Genomic DNA, 10,796 nt, shown 5'->3' on the forward strand with positions numbered 1-10,796 from the left:
CGACCACACACCGCGGGCATGGACCACGCACCGTTGACATGGAGCGCACTCAAAGTGATGCCGTCCCGTGCGCGAGGCAACGCCCCGGTGCCGGACGACAGCCTCCGGCGGGGAGCACTCCCCCGCGCGCCGGGACGGCACGGTGCTCCCCCTTCCCGCGGTCGGCTCAGTGCACCAGGGTCGCGTTGCCCCCGGACGGCGGCTCGTCGGTCTTCTGCAGGGGCAGCACCGCCTTCGGCGGCAGCCCGGTGTCCGCCGTCGTCCTGCGCCCGCGTGACGGCTGTTCCTCGTCCTGGTGGTGCAGGACCACGGTCCGCTTCGGGAAGGGAACCTCGATGCCCTCGGCCTGGAACCGCTGGTGCAACTGCTTGATGAACTCGTGCTTGATCAGGTACTGGTCGCTGAACTCACAGGCTTCCAGGTTGACCGAGAAGTCGATGCTGGACTCCCCGAACGTGTGGAAGCGTATGGACGGCTCGAAGTCGGGGACACCGCCGTCGACCTCGGCCATCACCTTGGCGGCCACCTCGTTGGTCACCGCCTCCACCAGCTCCAGGTCGGCGCCGTAGCCGACCTTCGCCAGGACCGTCAGCGACATCTGCCGTACCGGCTGGTGGAAGTTGGTGGTGATGGTGCCCGCGAGCTGGGCGTTGGGGATGATGACCAGGTTGTTCGGCAGCTGACGCACCACGGTGTTGCGCCAGTTGATGTCGACGACGTAGCCCTCCTCACCGCTGCTGAGCCGGATGTAGTCACCCGGCTGCACCGTGCGGGAGGCGAGGATGTGCACGCCCGCGAAGAGGTTCGCCAGGGTGTCCTGGAGCGCCAGGGCCACGGCCAGACCGCCGACGCCCAGCGCGGTGAGCAGCGGAGCCACCGAGACACCGAGGGTCTGCAGCAGGACCAGAATGCCCATCGCCAGCACGGCGACCCGGGTGATGTTGATGAAGATGGTCGCCGACCCGGCCACGCCGGAACGGGCCAGCGCCAGCGACCGCACCAGGTCGGTGGCCACCCGCGCCGCGGTGACGGTGGCCACCAGGATGAGCCCGGCGAGCAGCACTTGGTGGACGGTGTTCCGGATGGTGCCGCTCAGCGGCAGCACACCGACCGCCGCCGCGGCGCCCGCGGTCAGTGACGCCCAGGGCACCAGTGTCCGGAGCGCGTCGACGATGATGTCGTCCCCGCTCCACCGCGTGCTCTGGGCGCGCACCCCGAGCCAGCGCAGCGCCACCCGGGACAGCAGTCCGGCGGCGATGCCGGCGGCCATCGCGGCGGCGGCGAGGATCACGTCGTGCAGGGTGAGGGCCCGGATCATCGACGGCCTCCCCCGACACCGGGAAGGGTGTCCGGTCCGGCCGAGCCGCGGGAGTCCCGCTCCGGCATCACCGCGGCGCGCGCGGTCGGGTGTTGGGCACGCTCTGTCGTCACCATGTCACCTGTTCGTTCCGGAAAAGTACTGCTACGTCAGGGCCGTTCGGACAGCCCCGCGTGACCTGTCATCCTGCCGTACGCAGCACGCACCGCGGACCGCTCACCGGCGTCCGGAGCCTGCACCCCCGCTCAGCGGGCGTGAGTTTCACGACACCGGCCGCGGTGACGGTGTTTGTCGTCCCGTCAGTGGGGGTGCTCCACACCGCAGAAGCGTGACGGGCGGGAGCAACGGTGACGCAGGGGCCGCGCCAACCCTCGTGCGCACACCGGCCGCCTGGTCCCGACGAGCCGACGCCCGTGACGGGATCCCCGTGTCCGTCCGGCACTCCGGTATGCGGAATATCGCATTCTTGGTGTGCTCGGAGGAGGGATGAGGCATGATCAGTACGTCTCGCCCGGTGCGCTCCCCCGTCGCGCCGGGCGAGCTTCCCCTACCCCGGAAGAGCGCTCACGCCCCGGGTGAGAATGCCCTCATCGGCGGAGCCGGTCCGTCCGTGCCGCCCGCCCCGCACGCGCCCCGGTCCCACCGCCACTCCCCCGCCGCCGGTGAAACTCCGGCAGCCGGCCGGTTTGCGTGCCGGAGCCCCGGGCACGCGCTCCCGTGTCAGGGAGAAACACCTCGAGCCTTGAGGAGTGACCACCATGACCGCGCAGAAGCGGACCGCTGCCATCGCCGAACAGGCGAAGGGAGCCGCGAAGGAAGCCGCCGGACGCGCACTCGGCAATGACCGTATGGCCGCGGAAGGCCGGGCCGAGAGGCTCCGGGGCGGCATGCAGGAGGACGCGCAGAAGGCCAGGCACAAGCTCGGCCACTGACGCCCTGCTGACGCGGCGTCCGTACGGTCGCCAGGGGAGGGCCCCGGCGGAGTTCTCCGCCGGGGCCCTCCCCTGTTCCGTCCCGCCGGGGTGCCGTCCTCGTGATGACGACGGCACCCCGGTCACCGACGGGTTCATTCCCTCGTCGCCGGCCGCGCTCCCCCGGTCCGGCCCGCGCCTGCGGGCACCGGCGGCAGCTCGGCGTGCCGAACCGTGTAACCGCCCTTGGTGACCGGGGCGTACGGTGCGGGGGCCATGCAGGTGCCGGTTTCGGCCCCCTCGCTCTGCTCGTCCCCGGGCGACTTCACATTCACGATGCTCCAGGAGAATCCGACCCGGTCCGAGGAGCGGCCCCGGTCCTGGCCGCCGTCGTGCACGCTGAACCCGAGCCGCCGCCCCTTCCAGTCCGGCCCGCCCTCGTCGACCCGGGTGATCACCGCGGTCAGGGTCGCGGTGCGCGGGCCGGTGACGAGGCAGTCGACCCGGCCCTCCGCGGTGACCGTACGGTGCTGCTCGGCGAAGTAGTGGGAGACCTTCACCGTGCCCCGGGCATCGGTGGGCAGCCCGGTGGGCACCCCGGGGATCGGCCGGCTGTACGGAACCGCCCGGGCGTCGAAGGTGAACGAGCGGACATCGGCGTCCGGGTGGTACGGGAGCCCGAACTCGGCGGAGCCGGTGACGCGGGCCCGCGGCGGCCGCTCCTGCGGACGGTCGGCGGACGCCGCGGAGGCGACGCCCATGGTGGTCAGTGCGACGGCCGCGGTCGTCGCGGCCGCGATGACGCGGAAGGAAGCAGACTTCACGGGGTTCTCCCGGGAGTGAGACGGATCGTCGGACGGGTGACACGCCGAACCGGATGCGTGGCCGGACGGTGATCGAGTGCGGTGGCCGCCGGCCCGGCGTCGGCGCCCGCAGCCATCCTTGGACAGGACGCGCGCCGGCCCATCCCCCGCGGGAGGTAACCGGGGTGCGGGACGGTCCGCCTTCCGGCAGGCTCCCGTCGGCCGCAGGTCGTACACCGTCCCCCGGCGCAGCCCGGTTACCGCAGTCCGGCCCGCGGTGCTCTGCACGTCCCTGGACCGAGGAGTACCACGCCGCTCAGCCGCTCCTCGGGTCCCGAGGGCGCAACCGGCCCCCGCGCCTGCTCAGCCGGTCCCGCGGGGCCCATGTGTGTGGAGGAACAGCACCGGTCCGGCCCCGAACCGGCCCTCGGCTCCAAGGGCGAGGAGCGCGGCGAACGCCTTCGCCGTATAGACCGGTTCGAGGTCCAGACGCTCCTCCCGGGCGGCGAGGTGCCGAGCCGCCTCCGCCTCCGGTGTCGGGTGCCCGTAGCCCGGTCCCAGCCAGCCCCGGACCACGGTCAGGTCCTCCGGCCGGAGACCCACCGCCGCCGTCGCGGCACCGCGGCGGCGCAGCAGCCGTTCGGTCCTGCGGGCCAGGCCCGCGATGCTGCGGGCGTCGAGCGGCAGGGTGTCGTTGACCACGATGCCGACGACCCGGGTGCGCAGTCCGGCCATCCGCAGTCCCAGGGCGAGGCCCGCCGCGGTGCCGCCGGAACCCAGAGCCAGGACGGCATGGGAGGGTTCGGGAAGGGTTCCGCGCGCCACCTGTCCGGCGATTTCGAGGGCCGTCTCGACATAGCCGAGGGTGCCCACCGGTGCGGAGCCGCCCGCCGGAACGTAGTACGGGGGCCGCCGGGCCGTGGTATGACGGGCCATCAGCCAGGGCACGGCGGCGATCGTCCGCGCCTTGGTGCGGGTGAGGTGGACGGTGGCGCCGGAGCGCCGGATGCGGTCGAACTGGGCCCGCACATGGTCGTCCAGCGGCTGGTCGATCAGCGCGAGGGCGGTGTGCAGGCCGTGTTCTCCGGCGTAGAGGGCCGTCGCCAGGCCCCAGTTGGTGCCCAGGCCGCCGACGGTGAGGAGGGTCCGGGCACCGCGGCGCTCGGCCTCGGGCAGGATCCACTCCAGCTTGCGGACCTTGTTGCCGCCCCACCCGCCGGAGCCGAACCCGCTCTCGTCCTTGCACCACACGGGGACGGGGAGCGGAAGGCCGGTCATCCGCCGTACCGGCGTCGGCCCGTCGCCCAGCCGGAGGTGCGGCACCGTCCGGGCGAGCGCGGGGAACCTCCGGTGCAGCAGCGGGCGGCTCATCCGGGCACCGGCCCGCGCGGTGCCGCGTACGGGACGGGCCCGACCGCACGGGCCTTCGGGCGCTCCTTGCGGGAGCGGCCCCGGCTCCGGGGACGGCCCGCGCTCCGGGGACGGCACCGTGTGCTGGTCACCTGCATCCCTCCGCTTCCCCCGTGCTGCTCGACGGCCACGGTTCCGTGGGCCTTCGGGGGCTGGTTGTCCGTCCGGGACGCCCGGCCCCCATCGGACCTTCCCGGGCAGGGCGGAACCAATCGTCCGGCGTCGGCCCGCACCGCCTGGGCTGCGTGCGCGTAGCGCCGTTCCCCGACCGGCCCGGGCCCGGACCTGCTCCGGAGCCTCGGCCGCGTGCGCGCGTACCGCCGGGCGCCCGGCGCCGGTGCGTTCCCGGGTGCCCGCCGGCAAGGGCCGGCGTCATGGCGGCTCCCGGTACGGCAGGGAAAGGCCTTGACCGGCCGGCCCGGCTCTTCGTACCACCGCCCGGCTTGTCCCCCGGCCCGGCCGGTCGTCTCAGGATCCGGCCGGCCGTCGTGCGGTGCCGTCCGGTGCCGCGGGCTGCCGGGGCACGTCGCGGGCCAGGTGACCGGCGACCGACTCGGCGAGAGCGCGGACGGCCGGGTGCCAGGGGCCGGCCTGCGGTCCGGTCAGCACGAGACGGCGCGAGGTCCGGGGCCGCAGCGGTACCAGAACCAGGTCGGACGGGATCGACGAGCGCGAGACCTCGGACAGGACGGTCACGCCGAGACCGGCCTGCACCATGCCGACCAGGGTCGCCAGGTCCCGGACCCGCTGCGTGGGGGTGAAGGGCAGCCCGGCCGCGCGGTGGATCGCACGGATGCGCGCTTCACAGGCCTTGGGGGAGATCAGGAACGCGTCGTCCGCCAACTCGCCGAGTCCGACGGCCGGTTCGTCCGCCAGCGGGTGGTCACGGGGCAGCAGCGCGCCGTAGTGGTCGACGGCGAGCCGGACGCCGGGACCGGGCGGCGGGTCGACGAGCACGGCGGCGTCGGCCGTCCCGTTCTCCAGCCAGGACGCCACTTCGGCGCTGTCGCCCTCGAACACGCGGACCGTGATCCGTGGCTGGTCCTCGCCCCAGTGCCGGAGCAGTCCGGGTATCAGCCCCTGACCGACCGAGGGCGTGACGGCCAGCCGCACAGTGCCGGTCAACGCCCCGGAGGCCTCGGCCGCGACCCGTGCCACGTCCCGGACCGCCGACAGCGCGACACGGGCGTGCGGCAGGACCCGCTCGCCCAGTGCCGTGGTCCGGGCCGGGGTGGCGCGGACCAGCAGGGGTGCGTCCAGCTCACGCTCCAGGGAGGCGACGGCGTGCGACACCGCGGACTGGCTGATGCCGAGTTCGGCGGCGGCCGCACTGAAACCACCGGTGTCGACGACGGCGAGAAAGGCCCTCAGCTGAGGGAGGTTCACGGGCATGCGGCAGCCTCATACGTCCATGACTGATGTGTGTTGGATCCAGGGTGCCAGGGTCGGCAACGCTTGTTCCGCGCCGCCGGTCCCGGCGGACGCGTCCCGAGCAGGCCGAGGAGAGCCATGCCCCACATCCGGGTCGCCGTCACCGACTCCGAACTCCCCGCCGACGTCCGGTCCGCCATCGCCCGGGGGCTGACCCGGCTGGCGGTCGGGGTCCTCCACAAATCGAGTGCGCGGACCGTCGTCCACATCGTCCCGGTCCCGGCCGGCCACTACTTCGTCGACGGCGAGCCGCTGACCGGCGACCGCGACGCGCACGTGGAGGTGTCCCTCACCCTGGGCACGAACAGTGCCCAGGAGAAGGCCGCCTTCATCGCCGCTGCGGGGGAACTGCTGGCGGACCTCCTCGGTCCGCTCTCCCGGTCCGGCGTCGCGCTGCACGAGCTGCACCCCGAGAGCTACGGCTACCAGGGGGTGACCCGGTTCGAGCACTACCGCCGGCCGGTGGCCCGCTGAGCCGGGCCGGGCGTGACGGTGGGCGGAGGGGCCGCACTCCTCCGCCCACCGCCGGCTCCCCGCGGTCAGCCCGCCGCGGGTGCGAGCCCCTCGTAGGCCTTGCGGAACGCGGCGACGAGCGCGTCGACATCGCCGTCGGTCATCGTGGCCCCCAGGCCGATGCTGACCGAACGGCCGACGAGGCCCTCGCTGACCCGGCAGCGCGCGGGCCGGTCCCACGCCACGCCCCAGGGGGTGCGTCCCTCGCGTACGGCCCGGTTGGCGTACACCGCCTGGCCCTGGTACATCGTGTGGGCCGGAATGCCCTCGGCGGTCAGCGCGGCCACGAACTGCCGGGCCTCCAGGCGGGATGCGAGCAGGACCGTGAGGTCGCCCCCGGATCCCGCCTCGTCCGGAAGCCGGCGCCAGCGCACCGGCAGGCCGGCGGTCTCGCGGCGGACGTGCCGGGCGACGCTCCGCAGCCGTTCCAGCATCGGCCCGAGCCGGCGGAGCTGCACCGACAGCACGGCGCCCGTCAGTTCGGTCATCCGCAGATTCGCGCCGAGGAACGGTGCCTCGGCCGAGGTGCCGCGGTCACCGCCGCGCCCGGTGGTGAACTGGCCGCCCTGGTCCTGGAACCGGGCCACCCGGTCGTACACCGCGCGGTCCCCGACGGTGACGGCGCCGCCCTCCCCTGCGGTGAGGTTCTTCTCCAGCTGGAAGCTGAACGCTCCGGCGTCCCCGAGGCTGCCCACCGGCCGACCCCCGTAGTGGACCCCGGCCGCCTGGGCGGCGTCCTCCACGACCCGCAGCCCGTGCCGCCGGGCCACCTGGGTGATCGGCCGCATGTCCGCGGCGGCGTTGGCGAGATGGACCGGCATGATGCCCCAGGTCCGCTCGGTGACGAGTTCGTCGAGCCGTTCGGGGTCGAGGGTCAGGGAGTCGTCGACCTCGGCGAACACCGGGATGCCCCGGGCCTGGACGACCGCGTTCACCGAGCCGATGAAGGTCACCGCGGGGACGATCACCTCGGCGCCCTCCGGGATGCCCAGCCCGACCATGGCGGCGGTGAGCGCGGCCGTGCCCGAGGAGACGCCGACCGTGTGCGGCACTCCGGTCATCGCGGAGAACTCGGCCTCGAAGGCGTCGACCCGGTGCCGCAGGTCCGGTCCGTAATAGCGGAAGAGCGAGCGCGACCGGAGGACTTCCACGGCAGCGGCGATCTCCTCCTCGCCCCACAGGGCGAGGGCGCGCGCCGGTTCGTAACGCGGCTCGGGGGCGGTCATCCGGCCGTCCGTCCGGTCACGGCGTCGAGGTCGGTCGCGCTGTGGCACACCAGGAAGTCCTCCAGGAACAGGTAGTCGAGCTTGCTGGGACCGAAGAAGGCCAGCGCCTCCTGCGGGGTCTCCACGATCGGCTCGCCGCGGTCGTTGAAGGAGGTGTTGAGCACCACCGGTACCGAGGTGAGCTCGCCGAAGCGCTCGACGAGCTCGTAGAAGCTGCCGTTGGCGCCAGGGGTCAGCGTCTGCACCCGGGCGGTGCCGTCGACATGGGTGATGGCCGGGACCTCGTCCCGCTTGTCCTCCCGCACGGGGGCCACGATGAGCATGTACGGCGACTCGATGTCGAGGTCGAAGTACTCGGCGGCGCGGTGGGCGAGGACGGCCGGGGCGAAGGGCCGGAACCACTCGCGGTGCTTCACCTTGCTGTTGAGGATGTCCTTCATCTCCGCGCGGCGCGGGTCCGCGAGGATGCTCCGGTGGCCCAGGGCCCGCGGACCGAACTCGGAGCCGCCGGTGAACCAGCCGATGAGCGCGCCGCCGGGGAGGAGTTCCGCCGCCAGCCGGGCGGGGTCCGGCACCTGCCGGTAGGGCAGGCCCGAGGCGTCGAGCGCGGCCCGCACCTCGTCGGTGCCGTACGTCCGGCCGAGGTAGGTGTGCTGCTGCGGCCGGGGGGCGCGCGGCCCGGCACCCGGCTTGGCGCCCGGCTTGGCCGCACGCGGGCGCGGGTTGTTCCCCAGCACGTGGTAGCCGTAGTAGGCGCAGCCGACCGCGCAGCCGTTGTCGCCCGCCGCGGGCTGGGCGAAGATCTCGGTGAACGGCGTCTCCCGGAGGATCTTGCCGTTGGCGACCGAGTTGAGGACGACACCGCCGGCCAGGCACAGCCGGCTGAGTCCGGTCTGCCGGTGCAGCCAGCGGGCGGCGTGCAGCACGGCGGTCTCCAGCAGGTCCTGGGCGGCCCAGGCGAGGTCGGCGCCGCGGGAGAAGCGCTCGTCGCCGTCGAGCCCGTCGAGCGCGTGCTCGACGAAGTCCAGCAGCCCGCCGTCCTTGAGGTACAGCGCGAACCGGCCCTCGTCGAGCAGGTCGAGATGGCGGTGGAACTCGTCCCGGTAGCGGTCGGTGCCGTACGGGGCGAGGCCCATGGTCTTGCCGTCCTCGGTCAGGTACCAGGCGCCCTCCTCGTAGAGGGTGAATCCGATCGCCCGGCTGACCGCCTTGTACATGAAGCCCAGCGAGTGGTCGCTGTCGCCCGCCTGGTAGACCCGGTCGGCGCGGAGCCCGTCGGTGCTCCAGTTGGTGCCGTACACCTTCGACAGCTCGGTGATGCCGACGCCCTCGCCGACGGAGAGAGTCATGGTCTCGACGCCCTGGCCCTCGAAGAGGCTGCCGGCGCCGTCGACGACGAGGACCGCGGCCTCGTGGTAGGGCGAGGGGTGGAAGGCGCTGGCGGCGTGCGCCAGGTGATGCCTGATCAGATGGGTGCGGCGCCGGAAGGGGAAGTAGCAGGTGGGCAGCAGGGTGTCGTCGGCCACGATCGCTTCGACCCGGTCGAGCCGGGTGCCGTGCGTTTCGAGACAGTACCGCCAGCCGCGGTTGGCCAGTGAGTTGACGTTGACCGCGTACTTCCGACGGGTCAGACGTTCTTCCTCGATACCGACGCTGACTTCGCCGTTCTCGACGAGGCAGGCCGAGAAGTCGTGATTGGATCCGCCGAGCCCAAGAGCGAGCATGCAGCCGTCCTAACTCAGTACAGGCGGGTTCTCGCGGTGGCAGGCCGAATGGGCCGCCGAACCGCGATTGCAAGAATGTGGGAATGCGCCACGCGGGCGAGACGTTACAACCGCCCACCACACCGGTCCAGAGGGCAAGTTGAGCCATGACGGTCGAGTTCCGGACGCTTTCCGGATCATGTCCGTAAGTACCGAGAGCCCGTTGACCGTCCACTCGGCCGAAACCTACACTCGCAGGCTACGGTCAGGGTCAGCGCAGGACAATCCGGAATGGTGATGAGCGTGGCGCTGAAGAACGACTTTCGCAATGCGATGTTCGAGCACCGTGACGGCCAGGAGCGTCTGAAACTCCTCATGAACGACATGGTCATCGAAGAGCAGTTGTGCCAGATGCGCTGCTCCTACTGCTTGACCGAGGACTTCAATCTCCTGATGAACGTTCCCGACGCCCGGCTCAGGCTGACCACGGACCGGCGTGAGGACTGGCACCGGATTCTCGACGTATATCACCGTCAGGTGGACAGTCCGATCATGCGGCTCAGCGGCGGCGAGTTCTTCTGGCTGAAGGGATCGACCGAATTCGTCGAGGAGTGCAGCAGCAAGTACGAGGTGGTCCAGGTCATCACCAACGGCGTCTTCCTGACGCCGCCGCGGCTGGAGGCGCTGGCCGCGCTGGGCAACGTCCAGCTCTGCCTCTCCCTGGACGGGCACACGCTGGAGATGAACGCGCACCGCCTGCCGCCGAAGCAGCACCGGCTGTTCGACGTCATCATGCGGCATCTCGACCACGCGGTGGAGCTGGGCATCCCCATCGAGATCCAGTCGGTTCTCTCCGACAAGAACGTCACCGGACAGGCGGATTTCGCGGCGTTTCTGCTGGAGCGGTACGGGTCCGGCGCGATGCTGTACTTCTTCCCGGTCAGGGGCGACGCCAAGGATTCCCTCGCCCCGGAGCTCGGGGACCATTTCGGGCCGTTGCTGGAGCGCTACGACGAATTGGAACAGGTCCTTCCGCCGCGGGCCTTCGTCGAGCACATCGGCAATCAGCTGCGCACCGGCGTCCGCACGCTGCGGTGTTATGCGACCGCCACCATGGTGCAGCTCTTCGGACAGGGGGACGTCTCCTGCTGTCCGTATGCCTGGCTGAAACCGATGGGGAATATCACCGAGGATCCCCAGCTGATTCCCGAGCAGTTCGGCAGGCACCAGCACTACGAGATGTTCATGCAGCCCCGCCCGAGGTTCCCCTATTGCAAGAGCTGCACCGGGCCGATCGATGTGGTGAACCTCTTCCTCCTCGGGCAGATCTCCAAGGCGGAGATCGCCCGGTGCGCACCGTACGCAGGCCCGCAGGCGCTGGCCCGGCTGAACGAGTTGAAGGCGGCCTTCGAGCCGATCTTCACCCCGGCCGGCCATCCGGCCTGACCCGACCGACATCACCGACCGACGCACCTGGTGTG

The 10,796-nt window shown here is 72.0% G+C and carries 9 protein-coding genes; 3 read left to right on the forward strand and 6 right to left on the reverse strand.

Annotated elements, in window-relative coordinates; genetic code table 11:
- Nucleotides 1-166: 166 nt before the first annotated feature.
- On the reverse strand, nucleotides 167-1,318 hold the full coding sequence (locus ACFYYR_RS05940) for a mechanosensitive ion channel family protein (RefSeq protein ID WP_388847385.1): 1,152 nt from the start codon (nucleotides 1,316-1,318) through the stop codon (nucleotides 167-169).
- A 758-nt stretch (nucleotides 1,319-2,076) separates the two neighbouring features.
- Here ACFYYR_RS05940 and ACFYYR_RS05945 point away from each other — a divergent pair.
- A complete protein-coding gene (locus ACFYYR_RS05945; RefSeq protein WP_388847387.1) occupies nucleotides 2,077-2,250 on the forward strand; it encodes a CsbD family protein in 174 nt (57 codons plus the stop codon).
- A gap of 134 nt (nucleotides 2,251-2,384) precedes the next feature.
- On the opposite strand, the gene ACFYYR_RS05950 is transcribed toward ACFYYR_RS05945, so the two are convergent.
- The 3 genes from ACFYYR_RS05950 to ACFYYR_RS05960 all read right to left on the reverse strand — a co-directional run bounded on the left by ACFYYR_RS05950 (nucleotide 2,385) and on the right by ACFYYR_RS05960 (nucleotide 5,834).
- On the reverse strand, nucleotides 2,385-3,053 hold the full coding sequence (locus ACFYYR_RS05950) for a hypothetical protein (RefSeq protein ID WP_388847389.1): 669 nt from the start codon (nucleotides 3,051-3,053) through the stop codon (nucleotides 2,385-2,387).
- A gap of 342 nt (nucleotides 3,054-3,395) precedes the next feature.
- Nucleotides 3,396-4,403 (reverse strand): 1-aminocyclopropane-1-carboxylate deaminase/D-cysteine desulfhydrase, encoded by a 1,008-nt coding sequence (locus tag ACFYYR_RS05955; protein ID WP_388847391.1) that lies wholly within the window; start codon nucleotides 4,401-4,403, stop codon nucleotides 3,396-3,398.
- A 507-nt stretch (nucleotides 4,404-4,910) separates the two neighbouring features.
- Nucleotides 4,911-5,834, reverse strand: coding sequence for a LysR family transcriptional regulator (locus ACFYYR_RS05960; RefSeq protein WP_388847393.1), 924 nt, complete (start codon nucleotides 5,832-5,834; stop codon nucleotides 4,911-4,913).
- 117 nt (nucleotides 5,835-5,951) lie between these two features.
- Here ACFYYR_RS05960 and ACFYYR_RS05965 point away from each other — a divergent pair, with 117 nt between their 5' ends.
- Complete coding sequence (locus tag ACFYYR_RS05965) at nucleotides 5,952-6,347, forward strand: 4-oxalocrotonate tautomerase family protein (protein ID WP_388847395.1); 396 nt, start codon at nucleotides 5,952-5,954, stop codon at nucleotides 6,345-6,347.
- Nucleotides 6,348-6,412: 65 nt separating this feature from the next.
- Here ACFYYR_RS05965 and ACFYYR_RS05970 read toward each other — a convergent pair whose 3' ends face one another.
- Both ACFYYR_RS05970 and ACFYYR_RS05975 read right to left on the reverse strand, forming a co-directional pair.
- Complete coding sequence (locus ACFYYR_RS05970) at nucleotides 6,413-7,612, reverse strand: DegT/DnrJ/EryC1/StrS family aminotransferase (RefSeq protein WP_388847397.1); 1,200 nt, start codon at nucleotides 7,610-7,612, stop codon at nucleotides 6,413-6,415.
- Nucleotides 7,609-9,336 (reverse strand): carbamoyltransferase, encoded by a 1,728-nt coding sequence (locus ACFYYR_RS05975; protein WP_388847398.1) that lies wholly within the window; start codon nucleotides 9,334-9,336, stop codon nucleotides 7,609-7,611. Before ACFYYR_RS05975 ends, ACFYYR_RS05970 begins: the two co-directional genes overlap by 4 nt.
- A gap of 270 nt (nucleotides 9,337-9,606) precedes the next feature.
- Here ACFYYR_RS05975 and ACFYYR_RS05980 point away from each other — a divergent pair, with 270 nt between their 5' ends.
- Nucleotides 9,607-10,761, forward strand: coding sequence for a radical SAM protein (locus ACFYYR_RS05980; protein WP_388847400.1), 1,155 nt, complete (start codon nucleotides 9,607-9,609; stop codon nucleotides 10,759-10,761).
- The last annotated feature ends 35 nt before the right edge of the window (nucleotides 10,762-10,796 follow it).

The sequence above is a fragment of the Streptomyces sp. NPDC001922 genome (assembly GCF_042891165.1).
Taxonomy (GTDB): Bacteria; Actinomycetota; Actinomycetes; order Streptomycetales; family Streptomycetaceae; genus Streptomyces.

Bases quoted from the DNA above. Each gene is read 5' to 3' on its own strand.
- ACFYYR_RS05960 (WP_388847393.1), bottom strand. From the start codon at position 5,834: ATGCCCGTGAACCTCCCTCAGCTGAGGGCCTTTCTCGCCGTCGTCGAC.
- ACFYYR_RS05970 (WP_388847397.1), bottom strand. From the start codon at position 7,612: ATGACCGCCCCCGAGCCGCGTTACGAACCGGCGCGCGCCCTCGCCCTG.
- ACFYYR_RS05980 (WP_388847400.1), top strand. From the start codon at position 9,607: ATGGTGATGAGCGTGGCGCTGAAGAACGACTTTCGCAATGCGATGTTC.
- ACFYYR_RS05975 (WP_388847398.1), bottom strand. From the start codon at position 9,336: ATGCTCGCTCTTGGGCTCGGCGGATCCAATCACGACTTCTCGGCCTGC.
- ACFYYR_RS05965 (WP_388847395.1), top strand. From the start codon at position 5,952: ATGCCCCACATCCGGGTCGCCGTCACCGACTCCGAACTCCCCGCCGAC.
- ACFYYR_RS05940 (WP_388847385.1), bottom strand. From the start codon at position 1,318: ATGATCCGGGCCCTCACCCTGCACGACGTGATCCTCGCCGCCGCCGCG.
- ACFYYR_RS05955 (WP_388847391.1), bottom strand. From the start codon at position 4,403: ATGAGCCGCCCGCTGCTGCACCGGAGGTTCCCCGCGCTCGCCCGGACG.
- ACFYYR_RS05945 (WP_388847387.1), top strand. From the start codon at position 2,077: ATGACCGCGCAGAAGCGGACCGCTGCCATCGCCGAACAGGCGAAGGGA.